Annotated in this window: 13 protein-coding genes and 1 tRNA gene; 4 read left to right on the top strand and 10 right to left on the bottom strand. The window is 37.7% G+C overall.

Features of this window, described 5'->3' with window-relative positions; all coding sequences use genetic code 11:
- Nucleotides 1-192: 192 nt before the first annotated feature.
- A tRNA-Cys gene (locus H4K35_RS03875) sits at nucleotides 193-263 on the bottom strand.
- An 87-nt stretch (nucleotides 264-350) separates the two neighbouring features.
- Nucleotides 351-707: a dihydroneopterin aldolase gene (gene folB, locus H4K35_RS03870; RefSeq protein WP_182626069.1), complete on the bottom strand. Its 357-nt coding sequence runs from the start codon at nucleotides 705-707 to the stop codon at nucleotides 351-353.
- 129 nt (nucleotides 708-836) lie between these two features.
- On the opposite strand from folB, the gene H4K35_RS03865 reads away from it, so the two are divergent.
- From H4K35_RS03865 to H4K35_RS03850, 4 genes are all read left to right on the top strand, one after another.
- The gene (locus tag H4K35_RS03865) at nucleotides 837-2,519 is read left to right on the top strand and encodes a glutamine--tRNA ligase/YqeY domain fusion protein (protein WP_182626068.1); all 1,683 of its coding nucleotides are present in this window, start codon (nucleotides 837-839) and stop codon (nucleotides 2,517-2,519) included.
- Nucleotides 2,520-2,623: 104 nt separating this feature from the next.
- Nucleotides 2,624-2,965: a YtxH domain-containing protein gene (locus H4K35_RS03860; RefSeq protein WP_182626067.1), complete on the top strand. Its 342-nt coding sequence runs from the start codon at nucleotides 2,624-2,626 to the stop codon at nucleotides 2,963-2,965.
- A 21-nt stretch (nucleotides 2,966-2,986) separates the two neighbouring features.
- On the top strand, nucleotides 2,987-3,337 hold the full coding sequence (locus tag H4K35_RS03855) for a hypothetical protein (RefSeq protein WP_182626066.1): 351 nt from the start codon (nucleotides 2,987-2,989) through the stop codon (nucleotides 3,335-3,337).
- An 18-nt stretch (nucleotides 3,338-3,355) separates the two neighbouring features.
- The gene (locus H4K35_RS03850; protein ID WP_182626065.1) at nucleotides 3,356-3,604 is read left to right on the top strand and encodes a DUF6327 family protein; all 249 of its coding nucleotides are present in this window, start codon (nucleotides 3,356-3,358) and stop codon (nucleotides 3,602-3,604) included.
- A gap of 211 nt (nucleotides 3,605-3,815) precedes the next feature.
- Here H4K35_RS03850 and H4K35_RS03845 read toward each other — a convergent pair whose 3' ends face one another.
- From H4K35_RS03845 to H4K35_RS03810, 8 genes are all read right to left on the bottom strand, one after another.
- The gene (locus tag H4K35_RS03845) at nucleotides 3,816-4,742 is read right to left on the bottom strand and encodes an SPFH domain-containing protein (protein ID WP_182626064.1); all 927 of its coding nucleotides are present in this window, start codon (nucleotides 4,740-4,742) and stop codon (nucleotides 3,816-3,818) included.
- 64 nt (nucleotides 4,743-4,806) lie between these two features.
- Entirely contained in the window at nucleotides 4,807-5,541 is a 735-nt protein-coding gene (locus H4K35_RS03840) for a hypothetical protein (RefSeq protein ID WP_182626063.1), read from the bottom strand.
- Nucleotides 5,542-5,619: 78 nt separating this feature from the next.
- On the bottom strand, nucleotides 5,620-6,123 hold the full coding sequence (locus tag H4K35_RS03835) for a hypothetical protein (RefSeq protein WP_182626062.1): 504 nt from the start codon (nucleotides 6,121-6,123) through the stop codon (nucleotides 5,620-5,622).
- 97 nt (nucleotides 6,124-6,220) lie between these two features.
- Nucleotides 6,221-7,732, bottom strand: a complete 1,512-nt coding sequence (gltX, locus tag H4K35_RS03830) for a glutamate--tRNA ligase (protein WP_182626061.1) — start codon at nucleotides 7,730-7,732, stop codon at nucleotides 6,221-6,223.
- Between the two features lie 102 nt (nucleotides 7,733-7,834).
- On the bottom strand, nucleotides 7,835-9,133 hold the full coding sequence (locus tag H4K35_RS03825) for a phenylacetate--CoA ligase family protein (protein ID WP_182626060.1): 1,299 nt from the start codon (nucleotides 9,131-9,133) through the stop codon (nucleotides 7,835-7,837).
- A complete protein-coding gene (locus H4K35_RS03820) occupies nucleotides 9,124-10,791 on the bottom strand; it encodes a C45 family peptidase (protein WP_182626059.1) in 1,668 nt (555 codons plus the stop codon). The genes H4K35_RS03825 and H4K35_RS03820 overlap by 10 nt, the downstream gene beginning before the upstream one ends.
- Nucleotides 10,772-12,310, bottom strand: a complete 1,539-nt coding sequence (locus tag H4K35_RS03815; protein WP_182626058.1) for an NAD(P)/FAD-dependent oxidoreductase — start codon at nucleotides 12,308-12,310, stop codon at nucleotides 10,772-10,774. Before H4K35_RS03815 ends, H4K35_RS03820 begins: the two co-directional genes overlap by 20 nt.
- Complete coding sequence (locus H4K35_RS03810; protein WP_182626057.1) at nucleotides 12,300-15,977, bottom strand: 1-acyl-sn-glycerol-3-phosphate acyltransferase; 3,678 nt, start codon at nucleotides 15,975-15,977, stop codon at nucleotides 12,300-12,302. The genes H4K35_RS03815 and H4K35_RS03810 overlap by 11 nt, the downstream gene beginning before the upstream one ends.
- Nucleotides 15,978-15,979 lie beyond the last annotated feature (2 nt).

The raw sequence follows: 15,979 nt of genomic DNA, 5'->3' as shown, positions 1-15,979 counted from the left end.
TTTTCAAATAAACTAACAATCTCGCGTTTAAATTCTTCTGAATAAATACGATTTTTTTTGATTTGTTGAACGTTAACTTTCATAGGAAAATTGATTTTTTATGGTCAACCTATGTCAGGGACGTACAATAGATTCATCGCACACCGTAAACTGTAAACAAAAAAAGGATAGCATGTGCTATCCTTTTTTCTGAGGCATCGAGCGGATTCGAACCGCTGTAGACGGTTTTGCAGACCGCTTCCTAGCCACTCGGACACGATGCCGTATCCTTTAATTGGATGCAAACTTACTACTATTTTTTAAATTTAAAAACCAATTTAAATAGTTTTTTACCTCCAACAATCAGAAAACTACCTAACTCCTTGCATTTCAACAGTTACGTATTCTACATCTCCGCCGATTGGTGGATTAATTTTTGAAACAGCGACAGTTACTTTCTCCACTAGCTTAATTTCCAACAAAATTCGATCAATAATACGCTGAACAACCGTTTCTAATAATTTGGAGCGCTTATCCATTTCTTCTTTGACAATTTGGTTCAATTGCACGTAATCAATAGCATTTACCAGTTCATCTGTTGCAGCAGCATCTCTAAAATTTCCTGCTGCCGTAATATCAACGCGGTATTCGGATCCTATTTTTGCCTCTTCGGGCATGCAACCGTGAAACGAAAACGTTCGAATATTATTGAGTCTAATAATCCCCATAAAAAACCTTCTTTTAGATTAAAAGATAAAAATACGATTATTTTTAGTTAGATATCGCCTTTTGTCCAGGTAAAGTACATCGAAATTGTTTAGTTTTTTGATACCTTTGTAGTTATAATATTTATATCCATGTCAACAAAAGAGAAATCATTAAATTTTATTGAGCAAATCATTGAAGAAGATTTAAAAAATGGCTTGCCAACAGAAAAACTACATTTCCGTTTTCCGCCTGAGCCTAATGGTTATTTACACGTAGGTCATGCGAGTTCTATTTGTTTAAACTTTGGATTGGGATTGAAGTACAATGCGCCAGTAAACTTGCGTTTTGACGATACGAATCCCTCAAAAGAAGAACAGGAATTTGTTGACGCAATCAAATACGATGTAGAATGGCTAGGTTATAAATGGGCAAATGAAGTGTATGCATCGGATTATTTCCAGCAACTATACAATTGGGCTGTACAGCTGATTAAAGAAGGAAAGGCCTACGTCGACAGTCAATCTTCAGAAGTTATGGCTCAACAAAAGGGAACGCCAACAACACCAGGCGTTAATAGTCCATTTCGCGATAGAAGTGTAGCTGAAAACCTCGATTTATTTGAACGCATGAAGAAAGGGGAGTTTGAAGAAGGCACCCATATTTTACGCGCCAAAATCGATATGGCTCATACTAATATGTTGATGCGTGATCCAATCATGTACCGCATCATCAACAAAGCACACCACCGCACACAGAATGATTGGTGTATTTACCCTATGTACGATTGGGCTCATGGAGAAAGTGATTATTTAGAAAGTATTTCACATTCGTTCTGTACCCTTGAATTTTTACCGCATAGAGAGCTTTATGATTGGTTTTTAGATCAAGTGGTAGAGGAAGGCAATATTCGCCCTAAACAGCGCGAATTCGCCCGTAGAAACTTATCACATACAGTAGTGAGCAAACGAAAACTAGCGAGACTAGTAGCGGAAGGTCACGTAACAGGATGGGATGACCCGAGAATGTCAACGATTTCCGGATTGAGAAGAAGAGGATATACGCCTGCTTCAATCCGAAATTATGCAGATACCATTGGAATTGCCAAAAGAGACAACTTGATTGACGTTTCTCTATTGGAGTTTTGTGTACGCGAAGATTTGAATAAAATCGCACCCCGTGTGATGGCTGTTTTAGATCCTGTAAAATTGGTTATTACCAACTATCCAGAAGGAAAAGAAGAGTGGTTAGAAGCTGAAAACAACCCAGAGGACGAGGTAATGACTTTTAGAAAAGTTCCTTTTTCAAGAGAATTATACATTGAAAGAGAAGACTTTAAAGAAGAGGCAAACAGTAAATTCTTCCGTTTAACACTAGGCAAAGAAGTACGCCTTAAAAATGCCTACATCATAAAAGGAGAAAGCGTAATCAAAGACGACGAAGGCAATATTACAGAAATTCACGTCAGCTACGATGAAGAGAGTCGCAGTGGAAGTGGAACAGAAGCGAGTAAACGCAAAGTGAAAGGAACGATTCACTGGGTTTCCATCCCCCATGCTGTAGAAGCAGAAATTCGCGTGTACGACCGCTTGTTCATCAATGAAAATCCAGATGGAAATAAAGAAGTTGACTTTTTAGAATTCATTAACCCGAATTCACTAAGCATTGTCAAGGGATATTTAGAGCCAAGCTTACAAGAAGCACAAGCAGGGGATAAGTTCCAATTCCAACGCATGGGTTACTTCTGTGTTGACAAAGAAAGTAGAGCAGATCACTTGGTTTTCAACAAAACCGTAGGGCTTAGAGATACTTGGGCGAAGTTAGATCAAAATTAATTTTATTGGTAATACAGTAAAAAAAGGTGTTTTTAACGTTATATTAACGATCAAAAACGCCTTTTTTTATTAACTTTATGAGATAACCATAAAAATTAAAAAGTATGTCAGAACGTTTAGGAAGTACATTAGCCGCATTAGTGGCTGGAGCAGCAATAGGAGTGGGGATTGGAATACTTTTCGCTCCGGATGAAGGAAAGAAAACGAGAAAAAAAATTAAAAGATCGTTTGACGAGTCCAAAGATGAATTATCAGATAAAATTGATGATCTAAAAAAACAAGTGCGAAATGTTGTAAGCAGAAAGGCAGATAGCTTTGAGGACGGCATTGAAGAATTTGTCAACGCTGCAGGAAAGAAAAGAGATGAAGTGATTTCTGCATTAGAGCACAAATTAGCCGAGCTGAAAAAGCAAGGTAAAGAATTGGCTGAAAACGCAAAAAAATAATCTGTTTATATAAAATATAGCATGGCATTCCAAGAAATAAAAGACAACCTTAACGAGATAAAAGAGCATTCAGAACAATACCTCAATACGAGTATTGACTATGTTCGGCTGTGGGGGTTTAAAATTACAGCAAAAACAGCCATTATTTTTATGACAATTTTTGTCGTTGGTGTATTTCTTCTTCTCTCGCTTTTATTTTTATCTCTCTATGCCGCATTTGCCATAGGGGAGAGCGTTGGAAGTGCATCTCTTGGATTCTTATATGTCGGCTTGTTTTATTTACTCATTAGCATTCTTGTCTTTACCTGCCGAAAACAGCTTGTTGATAGACCCCTTATTAAAAAGCTTTCAGAAGCTATTTTTAATGATTAGATTTAAAATTATATGACTATGAAAAAGAGCTATTCATCTCTAGAGCAAATTAATCACGATTTACATATCTTACGCATAGAAAGGGAAATCCACTATCAAAAGATTAATCTTGCTTTGGACCAGCTGAAAGAAGAAACATCTCCTGAGAAATTAATCAAGAATACCTTGGGTACTGCCGGTTCACTTTTGAAAAACTCTGGTAGCATACAAACGTTAATCGCAACGTCTATCTTTCGCTTTTTTATGCGCAGAAAATTCAAGAAATAAATAAAGAAGGTTAACGCTAAGGCGTTTAGTTAGCATATAAAAGCTAGTAGAAAAACAATTGATTGTGTATTTCTGCTAGCTTTTATTTTTTGGTGCAAAAAAAAACTTGAAGAAATTGTTCTTCAAGTTTTATAGCTTTATTGTATAGTAATACCGGCAAACTGATCATAAATCAGGTGTTTTAAGGCATTTTATGCACTATAACGAGGTTTTACTCCTCCTGCTTTTTTGAAGGCTTAGAATGCCCTGTATTTGACATTTCTGAAATCTTACCGCCTGCTGCAAAAGAAGTAACCATATTCGTTAGCATATCACTTGCTGCCGTTGGAGAATTGGGCAATAAGATCAGGTTCGATTTGGAATCAGCACCCACCGCTTGAAGGGTATCGTAATGTTGCGTAACAACAATTAAAGCCGACGCTTCTTGAGAGTTAATACCCACTTTGTTTAAAACGTCAACACTTTCCACCAAACCTTGTGCGATCTCGCGACGTTGGTCTGCAATACCTTGTCCTTGCAGACGTTTTGATTCTGCCTCTGCTTTGGCTTTGGCAACAATTCTAATTCTACTTGCTTCCGCTTCGTATTCTGCTGCCACTTTCTCACGGTCTGCAGCATTAATTCGATTCATCGCATTTTTTACTTGAATATCTGGATCAATATCCGTGATTAAAGTATTGATAATATCATATCCATAGGTCGTCATCGCTTCGTTTAATTCGCGTTTAACGGCCACGGCTATATTGTCTTTACGCTCAAATACGTCATCTAAGATCAATTTGGGTACTTCGGCACGCACCACGTCAAAAACATAAGAAGTAATTTGATCGTGTGGATACTCTAATTTGTAAAAAGCATCGTAAACGCGATCCGCAATTACTTTAAACTGAACAGAAACTTTGAGCTTGACGAAAACGTTGTCTTTGGTCTTGGTTTCGATCATCACGTCTAACTGCTGGATTCTCAAGTTAACAACACCAGAAATCCGATCAACTACTGGAATTTTTAACTGCAATCCAGAGTGTCTAATACTATTAAATTTACCAAAGCGTTCGACAATTGCTGAAGATTGCTGTTTGACTGTAAAAAAGCTTAAAAACAAGACAATTAATACAGGAACTAAAAAAATTAAAAACATAACAATTATTATTTATTCGTAGATCAAATTACAAAAAAATCTCTAGTACTAGAGATTTTTTTTATTACTGGGCGTTAAATTCTAATTCTACTTCTATTAATGCAAGCAAGGCTGGTGGTAAACCTGCAGCTAAGTCAGGAACTAAAATTGGGATTAAAGCTGCAAATTGGTCGCCTTTTGCTTTAATCACTAATTTGTCTTCGGTCAAAGTGGTTACATTTACTTTCATCTCTTGATCAAAAAGTGTAAAAGTCAACAGGTTTGTTGCCGCATTAAATGACCAGTGGGATCCTGTAGTTGATACAGCACAGCTTTCATCGTGAAAATTAAAACTCACCTGTTCTCCATCGTTAAAAACGAGGGTATCATCATCGCAATCAGGATTTTTAGGATAAGCCATAGCGATGGGATCACCCGCAGGCATAACAACATTTACGTGAACAGGGATCCAAGTTTTTCGAATAGAAGCAGCAGCTTGTTTTACTTGAACGGTGATTTCGTTACTGTCGTTATAGCCCTCTTTTTTGGCTACGACTTTATATGTACCAGCAGTGGTAAATATATAAGGATTAGCCACTTGCTTTCCGTCTACATAGATAAGACTACCTTCAACAGTAGTTCCTCCTACTGCAACCGTAAAAGAAACTTCTTCATTTACAGCAACTGTATTTCCTTTTAAGATGGTTAGTTCAAGCGTTTTTTTTCTGTGCTGCTCTGAGCTATTATCATCGCTACTACAAGAAACTGTTCCCGTGAGTACTAGCGCTAATAGTGAAAATGATAAGACTATTTTTCTCATAAAATAAGTTATTGATTACTCTCAAATATACAACTTATTACGGACAGAATTTAAATTTTCTTAACATTAGAATACTAATTATTTAACAAAATAAAAATAGACCACATAGTGTTCTTTGTCTTTTATCTGTTTTAATTCGGGAATAAGGGGGATTAAATCCGCTTCCACATGGGCTAAATTAATGGACAATTCTAATTCGGTGCTAGATTTGTTCAAAAGGATCGTTTTAAGCACTCGATCATCTTGCAACTGAATGCCAAGCTCATCTAATTTATGATACCAGGTAAAAGGGATATTTTTGACTTGACCTAAGGCGTCAAGCGATTGAAATACACCAGTATAATCTTTGTGCAACCGCACCACATCGGCGTCATTGCCCAAACTGGAATACTCTTTTAGAACAAAAGCATGACCGAGAAGTGGTCTAACAGTGATGGATTGAGGTTTCCATTCGCCTAGGAGGTGCTTTTGAATAAAATTAGTCCACTCGTTTTGTGCTCGTTCTTGGGTATTGGCTTCATCATTAGCACAAGAGGAAAATAAAAGGGTCAAGATAGTAAAGCTTGCCAATAAATTTCTCATTAAACTTCAATTAAAAAGTAAAAATACGCCTTATTATTCACAAATTCTAAAGTGTTGGAACAAAATAAAAGAGAGCTTTTAGGGCTCTCTTTTATACTTATATGGTTGCAATTGCTTGCTTGATTCTCTTTAGTGTTTCTTCTTTGCCAATTAGTTCGATGATTTGAAATAAGTCTGGACCTTTAAGAGCTCCTACGACACAAACGCGCAGCGGTTGCATCACTTTTCCCATTCCAATGCCTTGATCGTTGATCCACGCTTTTACCACCGTTTCAATTGTCGTTGCATCAAACGTATCTATTCCCTGAATAACATCAGCTACTTGTTGCATAATGGTTGCCGTATCCTCTTTCCAGTTTTTCAGTGCTTTTGGATCGTAAGCCGTTGGTGCTTGGAAAAAGAAATCACTCAATTCAAAAAAGTCAGAAACAAAAGTTGCACGTTCTTTGATTAGTCCAACAACTTGTTCTACATAAGCGTCTGTTGCATCAATTCCCTTTTCATTCAAAATCACCTGAAACGCTTGGGCTAAATCTGCGTCTTTTTGCAATTTTAAATAGTGCTGGTTGAACCATTTGTTCTTTTCTGGATCAAACTTAGCACCTGCTTTGTGCACGCGACTTAAGTCGAATTTAGCCACCAATTCTTCTAGTGAAAAGATTTCTTGATCGGTTCCGTCATTCCACCCCAAAAGGGCTAAAAAGTTTAGTACCGTTTCTGGATAGAATCCTTTTTCGCGATAACCCGATGATTTTTCGCCTGAAACAGGATCTTGCCAATCGAGTGGAAACACAGGGAATCCCAATTTATCTCCATCTCTTTTAGACAATTTTCCGTTCCCCACTGGTTTTAAAATTAACGGTAAATGTGCAAATTTAGGAGCTTCCCATCCAAATGCTTTATATAACAATTCATGTAAGGGCATAGAAGGTAACCATTCTTCACCTCGAATAACGTGAGATGTTTCCATTAAATGATCATCTACGATATTAGCTAGGTGATAAGTAGGCATTCCGTCGCTTTTAAACAACACTTTATCATCTAATAAATTCGTTTCGAATTTAATATCACCTCGAATAATATCATTCAAAAATAGGGTTTCACCAACTGGTGTTTTGAAGCGAATAACATAAGGTACATCAGCAGCAATCAACTGATCTACTTCTTCTTTTGACAACTTTAGCGAGGTTTTCAAAACTTCTCTATTGCTGTGATTATAAATAAATGTTTGCCCCGCTTCTTCCGCTTTTTTGCGCAATTCATCTAATTCTTCTGCTGTATCAAATGCATAATAGGCCCATCCTGTTTCAATTAATTGATCGGCATATTGTTTGTATAAAGCTTTGCGTTCACTTTGTCTATAAGGTCCAAACTTTTCGTTTTTTCCAATGGTTTCGTCTGGAGCAATTCCCAACCATTCCAATGCTTCAAGAATGTAGGCTTCTGCTCCTGGAACAAATCTATTTTGATCTGTGTCTTCAATTCTCACATAAAAGACACCCTTATTTTGTTTAGCAAATAAATAATTAAATAATGCAGTTCTAACACCACCAATGTGTAAAGGTCCTGTAGGACTAGGTGCAAAACGCACGCGAACTTGATTAGCCATTTTGATTCATTATATTTTTACAAAGATAGTACAACTATCGTTTTTATAAAGTTGTAATACCTTTAAAATCATTTATAAAGTAAAATTCTACTATTTTCGGTTTTACTGCACTCGTTTATCAATAAATGCAATAGGTTTTCTGCTTAGAGCATTAAATACAATAGGCTGTAAAATGGCGATCTCTTCAAATACGATCTGGGGTGTTACTCTTAATTTAGCGCGAAAGGCATCTTTAATTTGCTTCATATACTCTTGAGAAGTATCGTCGCTCACTAAACGAATGACAATTTCATCGGTTCCGATATCGTTAGTTTGAACCTCTACCAAATGCATTTGAATGGAAGTAAATGCATTTAGAATATCGTGAATTGCTGGGGGATAAAAAGTAGTTCCCTTGTATTTTATCATGTGTTTTTTGCGTCCTTCAACGGGACCTATTCGGTAGGTATTTCGACCACATGGACAAGGATCTTCATGTTTTCTCACCATGTCACCTGTTTTAAAGCGCACCAAAGGTATACCTTGAACACCTAGCGTTGTAATAACGAGTTCCCCTAGCTCACCTGGGGAAACAGGTTTATTCTCTTGATCGACAACTTCAGTAAGGATCAATTCGGGAATTACATGTCCCCCTTGATGGTACTCACATTCTGTAAAAGCGGCCCCCATTTCTGTTGAGGCATAGGTTGAGAATAAGGCTAAAGGCCATTTATCCAAAATTCGGTTGGCTAAAATACTCGGTTGTAAATCCGCAGTTCGCAAAGCCTCTCCAATGCAAATCACCCCTTGAACACTACTATTTTTGTAATCAATTCCGGCTTTTTCGGCATAATCGATCAGTTTTAGCAAGAAAGAAGGTACGCCAATGAGGTATTTGGGTTTGTATTTTAAGATCGAATCCCATTGTAATTGGGGAATTCCAGCGCCAACGCGAATAACTCCAGCACCTAACTTACGCAACCCTAAAAAGTAGGCTAATCCCGCCATAAATCGACGATCTATAGTGGTCATTAGCTGTACGATATCTCCTTTTTGAATACCAGCAATAGTAAATGACGTCGCTTCGTTAAAAGCTAGACGGTCCAAATCACTATCCGTCAATCCGAAGGTTACTGGATCTCCTAATGTACCTGATGTGGTCGCATAGTCGATAATTTGTCCTTTGTCGACACAAAAGAAATCATCGTTGTTTCGCTGCAAATCATCTTTAGTAACCAAGGGCAACAAGGGCAGGTCTTCTAGGGTTTGAATAGCTGAAATATCGACTTGTTGTGCTTGATACAGTTGCTTGTAATAGGGGGAATGTTGGGTGACATAGTGCAACACTTCCCTGAGTTTTTGTTCTTGAAAATGTTTTATTTCCTCAACTGATCGGTCCATTACTGACGAATTTAGTTCCATTTTCTATTTATTTTTTTGAGGTATTTCATTATTTCTCGTTCGGCATTTAAGGTGGTCACTTCTTTGGTCAATGCCAATTCAAAAGCTTCCTTTGCCAATTGATATTGTTTTTGGTTGTAATAATACAGACCTGTACGGTAATACACCAGCCAATACTCCGGGTTCAATTGTTGATACGCCTGAAGTCTTGCGGTATCGATTTTCTCTTTATTTTTAATTTGATGTTCTATCCAGCGGTTTTGTATTCGAAATGCTTCATAATCTGCAAAAGCTTTTGTATGAATAAAAGGGTCTTCAGGGAGCGTTAAGCTATCGATAGCATAGGATTTGGCTTCTTCAAAGGTATTGGAAAAAATGGCATTGAGATCATAGGCTACAAAAGCACCTAATTGATAGGGATTTGAAGATACCCACACCAAGCGTTTCTCTGGTTGAAAGATAATGCCGTGATGGGCGAGGAGTTGGTTTAGCGCTTTTTCATTGCCATAACCTATTTCTTTGTTGTTTAATCCTTGTGTATTGCGCAATAGTTGCGCCATTTTTAGCGGTGATAATTGGTGTTCCTCTTCCACGATTTCCTTTATTTTATCCCAGCGGTATTGGGAATGGCTTTCTTCTATTTGTTTGAGGTTTCGCTTATCCTTGGCAAAAGCATCGCTTTGGAAGTGATTGGAACAAATAACTGCAGACACATTAGGCATGTCATATACCCCAAAATTTTTAGGCCCTATTTCAATAATAACAGCCTTTTTATCGTGGGCGCTTCCTACTAAAATAGACTCTGAGACAAAAACTTCTTTTTGCTGGGCCATGGCGATTGCTTCGTCAATAGTTGAGGCATATTGCAAGATTTCACGGGCAACAATGGAAATAGGGGTTTTAGCCTTGAGGGGAACTGCAGATTTACCTGCATTAAGTGTTACCGTTAATCCTGCTAGGTTCATCCCTGATACTACACCAGTCATGCCCCCCCAAGTGACCGACATAAATGCATGACCTTGGTCGGGTTTGACAAAAGCTATTATTTTATTTTCTGCAAATTCATCTCCTGCGTAGAAATCGAAATTGCGTCCGATGAGCAAGCCTCCATCCTCCGTATGTTCTCCCCACACGGCTAGAGAAGAGCAACCTACTAATGCTAAATCCTGAAAGGCATGTCCGATATCGTGTGCCCCGTGTAAGTACAAATTTCGATGATAGGCATCACCTAAATACGCAAATTGATCTGTTGCATACTGGGACAGTCCATAAATTTCAGTTTTAAACTCTGCTGGAATATAACGGTAGAGGTGTCGGTTATAAAATTTCAGCATTTTGACCAACATATTTTGTTTAAATCTCGATGGAACAAACTCTTCTACTTTAGCAAAAAAGACGGTTTCTTGTTTTTGATATAATTGCTGGGTTAAGGCCCCGGTTTTCAATCCAATTTGGTAGGGATCTCCAGTGACATAAAGCTCCCATAGTTTTTGTTTGTTTTGATAGAGGTAAGCCTGATCCGTAATTTTTAGGGTATCCGTGTTATAAGACAATTGAGGGACAAGCGTATCGTATTGTTCAAGAGACGGCAGCTCTCGGAGTCCTTTCTTAATACCACAACTGGCTAGCAAGAAAGCGAGTAGCAGTAATGGTAGTATCTTATGCTTGTGTTGTGTCATTACAGTATTGATTTAGTTTTTGCATTAAACCTTCTTTGTCAATCATTTCCATACAGGTTACAAAAGCTCCAATAGTCACTCCCATAATTCCGTGCATACGTACGTTTTGTCCACTAAAAAACAAATTGCCGATTTTGGAACGTGGGGAGATAAACGTTTTCATCGGGCTATTGGCATCTTTGATGAAACCGTACATATTTCCTTTTTCCGAACCGATAAAGTCGCGATACGTCAATGGCGTAGAAGTATACATTCCTTGAATGGACTCACGAATCCCGGGATACACTTCTTCAAGCCTTTGGAGGAGTAACTCCGCTTTTTCAGCTTTGAATTGCTCATAGGCTTCGTTTCGCTGTTCTAGGGATTTGATAGTAGATACGTTGTGGGTATGTTCCCAAGGCTCTACTTCTGAAAAGTCCATATAGGTCATTGCCGTCATGCTTTCTGCATAAGTTTGTTCGGCTTTATTGACGTTCATGGAGGTTACCAGTAGGTTGGGCCAACTCGAATTACACTTTCCGTTTGTATCCCATATATCTGCTGGGCTATTATAGTGATAAATATTGTTGTTTTGATAGGGAAAACAGTCCTTTTTAAAGACAATATACAGGGAAAAAACAGAGGTTACCTCTTCCAAACTCATGATTCGTTTTACAAATGGTTTGGAAAAATGGTTGGGTCCCACCATTCGAATCGTTTGTTTTAAATTGATATTGGAAATGAATTGTTCGCCTACAAAGCGTTTACCCGTTTTGGTTTGACAGCTCGTAATTCTATCCCCATCAAAATTTAAGCTCGTTACTTCTGTATTTTTATAGACTTCACCGCCGTATTTTTTTATTTCAGCTAGGAGTGATTTACTGATTTGACTGCCTCCATTGATGCAACGCCAAGCACTTTGAATATAAGAATTTACCGTTAGGGCATGAACATAGAGAGGCGTTTTTTCTTTGTTGGCCACATAGAGAAAATTAGAGCCTATTAAGACGGCTTTTAAGCGTTGATTAGTTGTGATTTCATCTAAGAAATCGCACAATCGGTAGGAGACAATTTGGTCATTATACCCTTTTCCCAAGGCTAAATTATACATGGGAAAGCTGTCGCAAATGTCTTTAATTTTGTCAATGTATTGACGCAAAGCCTTTTCTTCTTCAGGGAAATAGACCAATAATTGCTGTACAAAGTTTTCGTATCCTTGACCATGCGGATAGCGAATTCCCTCATCTCCAAAAGAAATCATATCATAGCCATTGAGATCCATTCGCTTCAACTGCAGCTTATCCATAATGCCCAAGTACGAAAAATACTTGTATAGGTTTTGTCCTTCTTCCAAACCTCCAATATAGTGTACACCGGTATCAAAAATAGATTTCTGTCTAGAGAAAGTCTGCAAATTGCCTCCGTATTGGTTATTTTTTTCCAAAACGCATACTTTCTTGCCTTCTTTAGCAAGAATAACAGCAGAAGCTAGTCCTCCGATTCCACTTCCAATAATGACTACATCATATTTATTCTCCATCCTGTCTAATATTCCAGACAACAGTATAGTCGTCTTCGCTAATTTTTTCAAATCCCTCGAATTCCTTCAACTGAACTCCTGATTTTTTGAGCAGGACGATCGTTCGATAATGGGAGTAGAAGGCAGGAGTAAGGCAGGTATTTGCACTACTCACTAAAAGCGTATCGCAATTTTCCTGTACTTCCAATGTATCGAGGTAGTTAATTTTCCTTTTCTTTACGATATATAGCGTATTGGCAATGGCACGTTGTTCTTGATCTGGGATATAGCAGTAAATTTTTCGCTTGCTTTGTTGCAAGGTCAACAGCATATTCAATTGTCCATAATCATCAGCCATATGATGAATCACAGCATCATCATTCACCTGTTTATTCAGTTCATAATAAAAAGTACGGTACTGTGTATAGTCCGCCTTAACCGCCTTAACCACAGTTGGAAATTTGTATAAATAAGCCCAGAACAGCTTTTTCTTAAAATAATCTACGCTTTCTAACTCGGATCTAATATGGGCGAATTCGGTTTTAAAATGCTTGCTAATTGCTTTTGTACGCTGCGCATAGGTTTTGCCGAAAGACGCATCTTGATGAGCAATTCGCTTGCCTATTGTCGCTATGATATGACCGTCATAGATGATGTAATCTCCTTTTGGAATGGTTTCAGAATTGCCGTGAATATAAACGGGAACCACATCTAATTGCAGGGTTTCTGCCAAGTAAAAAGCGCCTTTGTGAAAGCGTTGTACTTGGTTGGAATACGAACGAGTGCCCTCGGGAAAGATCATTAAGGAAAATCCCATTTCTACTCTTTGCTGAAGGTGTTCAATACTGTTGTCAACCCCTTCGGAAACGCGATAAAAACCAGCCGATTGTATGGCTTTGCCAAAGATTGGCGATTTATATACCCAATCATTGACTAGATACACAATATTGGGGTACACCATTCCCATGACAAGAGAATCCAAAAAAGAGGTGTGATTGGCAATGATAATGGCAGGTTTTTCAAAAGTTTCTCCGTGTGGATTGCGCACTTTCTTGCGCACAAATGCATTCAAATAGAGCACAGAAGTCATATACCAACGCATTCCCTTGCTAAACAAACGCAATTTAGTTTGCTGTTTTCCAGGGGCAATAGTAAGAAATAACTTAGATAGAAGCGAATACAAAAAGCCAAAAACACCAAAGTACAAGAAAGACAGCATACTGTGCAACAACAACCGCAACGTAATGGGTGAATTTCCTTTTTGTTGCCTACGTATGAAACAAATTTTGAACAGTCGTGGATAAATCACAAATGCAGTAATTGCCGCCACACTCATTCCAATGATAGAAACCAACGAGATGGATTTCAATGCGGGATGTTTGGCAAATATCAACGTACCCACAGCTAATAAAGTAGTCAGTACTGCTAAAATAATAGACGCCCTATACGTTGCCATACTATCTTTTCCTGTGGTGTATTCTCTTTGTAGGGCATTGGTCATAAAAATGGTAAAATCTACGCCTTGTCCAAAAATAATGGTACATACAATCGTACTAAATATATTGAACTCAATGTGAAATAACCCCATTAAACCTGCTGTGATTAACCCAGTAACCACAATGGGAACCATTGAGACAAGGACCATTTCAATTCTCCTAAAGAACAGCCATAAAATAGCAAATACAGCTAAAAAAGAATAGTTGACTAAGTCGTTAAAATCATGGACAATATTACCTAAAAAGGTTTCGTTCATTTCTTTTCTGTCAATCACGATAAAATGATTGGAAGAAGGAAACTGCTTTAGAAAAGCCTGCCTGTTTTCTTCGGGTAATTTGACCACTGTACTCAGCGTATAGTGTCCCTTTTTTTCGATTAAGAACTCGTCAATAATCTCTGGATTTAAGGCTGAATATTCTTTTATACTAATAGGTTCAAAGGCCGTATTCAACAAGGTAAAAAAGGGCTGATAAGCTGTTTGGTTAAACCCGTATTTTGCCCCTTCATATTTGAGTTTTGTGATAAAAGCGTTGACATTCTTTTTTGCCCAGAAATTCTCCCATTGGGCAATTTTATTGCGTTGCTGTTGAGTGGACAATACAAAATCACCCAAAGAACTAAAGTGTAGAATAGTTCCACTCTCTTTCGCAAGTTCTAATTGCTTGGCTAGGGCTACATTTTGTTCTACTACTTGTTCAATATCCTCTCCAAAACAAGTTAAATAAAGTGATTTCGACCCACTATCAACTGTAGATTCTAATTTTTGCTCTGCTTTTTTTAGTTCTTCAGGAAAGTAATTTAACGAGGATAAATCGCTATTAAACTTGACATTTTTGAACGTAAAAAGACTGATCATAACAACTAAACCACACACGCCTAAAAGTACTTTACTTTGATCAAAAGGAAAGTGTGAGATTTTATCTAGCAGCGTATTCGACTGATTGAGTTTATCCTTCGCTGAAGGAGTATAGAGATGAGGTACTAGTAAAAGGGATAGTATTCCTGCTCCTAATACGGTTATAGAGGCAAAAATACCCAAATCTCTCAATGCTTCTGAGTGCACAAAGACCAGGCATAAAAACGCAATAGCTGTTGTGGAAGCACTCATGATAATTGGGTTTGTAATTTCTTGATAGAGCTGTTTGATATCATTACAATGTTTATAATGTGTCATGATATGCAGGGCATAATCAATAGTTATTCCAATTAATATCGCACCAATGCTCAATGAGATTGCTGAGATGGAATCAGTCATAAAATAAAGAAAAAACAAAGCCATTAACGCACTGATAAACGTGGGAATAAAGAGAATAATGGGAATGGTAATTCTTCGGTAAAAAGCGATGAGCAAAATCATCAGAATGGTGACCGAAACAGCTACTGTTTGCTGAATATCGCTTTTGATTTGGGTTGCATTGGCAACAGCTACAAAAGAGGCGCCAAAATAATCTAAGGATACGTGTTCTTGCTTGTGGTTAAACTCCTCTTTTACCCCGTTTAGAAAGCGGATAAAATCGGTATTATGTGCGGTATCACTTCCACTGTAAACAGGATCGATAAACAACAACAATTTATCTTCTTCTCGGTTGAATAAAAAGCCATCTATCAATTGAAAACCGTCGCCAATATTGAGTTTTTGCAATTTCTTTAGCGCGATAAAGCCGATGCCAAAGGGATCTTTTTGAATGAATTGTTTGGCCACTAAGCTCGTTGGAGATACTAAGGTTTTATAATTTGCCTCCACTGTTTGAGCTATACTATCAAGCTGTATTTTTTGGTCGAGTAGGTCGTAATCTGCTTCATCCAAGAACAAGGGCAGATTTTGATAAACAAACGCGATGGTTTCATTTATGTTTTCGTCTTCTATTTTACCTTGAATATGCTTAATATAACCTTCTTTAGTCGCTAAAGTGTCGAGCAAATTAGAGGCGAATTCGACCATATCATCCGTTGTTCCCTCCTTTTGTTTTTCGATGATCAGGGTAATCTTATCCGAAAAGCGCAACTGTTCTAATACTTTGGCTGTTGCATTGGATTTTTCACTTTTAGGCAAAATGCGGGTAATATCTTCTTCAAACTTAATATTCCAAGCCCCAAAAGACATAAAGCCAATAAACAACACAATACAGCCGAAAAATAGTATTTTATTTTTCTCTCCCCATTGGTATATTTTATAAAACCACTTTGCCATTT

Origin of the sequence: Myroides sp. NP-2, from assembly GCF_014145665.1 — a bacterium.
Taxonomy (GTDB): domain Bacteria; phylum Bacteroidota; class Bacteroidia; order Flavobacteriales; family Flavobacteriaceae; genus Flavobacterium.
This window is presented reverse-complemented; position numbering and strand designations above follow the sequence as displayed.

What these genes read in the sequence shown, in the direction of transcription:
- folB (WP_182626069.1), bottom strand. Translation starts at nt 707, where the DNA reads ATGGGGATTATTAGACTCAATAATATTCGAACGTTTTCGTTTCACGGT.
- H4K35_RS03865 (WP_182626068.1), top strand. Translation starts at nt 837, where the DNA reads ATGTCAACAAAAGAGAAATCATTAAATTTTATTGAGCAAATCATTGAA.
- H4K35_RS03860 (WP_182626067.1), top strand. Translation starts at nt 2,624, where the DNA reads ATGTCAGAACGTTTAGGAAGTACATTAGCCGCATTAGTGGCTGGAGCA.
- H4K35_RS03855 (WP_182626066.1), top strand. Translation starts at nt 2,987, where the DNA reads ATGGCATTCCAAGAAATAAAAGACAACCTTAACGAGATAAAAGAGCAT.
- H4K35_RS03850 (WP_182626065.1), top strand. Translation starts at nt 3,356, where the DNA reads ATGAAAAAGAGCTATTCATCTCTAGAGCAAATTAATCACGATTTACAT.
- H4K35_RS03845 (WP_182626064.1), bottom strand. Translation starts at nt 4,742, where the DNA reads ATGTTTTTAATTTTTTTAGTTCCTGTATTAATTGTCTTGTTTTTAAGC.
- H4K35_RS03840 (WP_182626063.1), bottom strand. Translation starts at nt 5,541, where the DNA reads ATGAGAAAAATAGTCTTATCATTTTCACTATTAGCGCTAGTACTCACG.
- H4K35_RS03835 (WP_182626062.1), bottom strand. Translation starts at nt 6,123, where the DNA reads ATGAGAAATTTATTGGCAAGCTTTACTATCTTGACCCTTTTATTTTCC.
- gltX (WP_182626061.1), bottom strand. Translation starts at nt 7,732, where the DNA reads ATGGCTAATCAAGTTCGCGTGCGTTTTGCACCTAGTCCTACAGGACCT.
- H4K35_RS03825 (WP_182626060.1), bottom strand. Translation starts at nt 9,133, where the DNA reads ATGGAACTAAATTCGTCAGTAATGGACCGATCAGTTGAGGAAATAAAA.
- H4K35_RS03820 (WP_182626059.1), bottom strand. Translation starts at nt 10,791, where the DNA reads ATGACACAACACAAGCATAAGATACTACCATTACTGCTACTCGCTTTC.
- H4K35_RS03815 (WP_182626058.1), bottom strand. Translation starts at nt 12,310, where the DNA reads ATGGAGAATAAATATGATGTAGTCATTATTGGAAGTGGAATCGGAGGA.
- H4K35_RS03810 (WP_182626057.1), bottom strand. Translation starts at nt 15,977, where the DNA reads ATGGCAAAGTGGTTTTATAAAATATACCAATGGGGAGAGAAAAATAAA.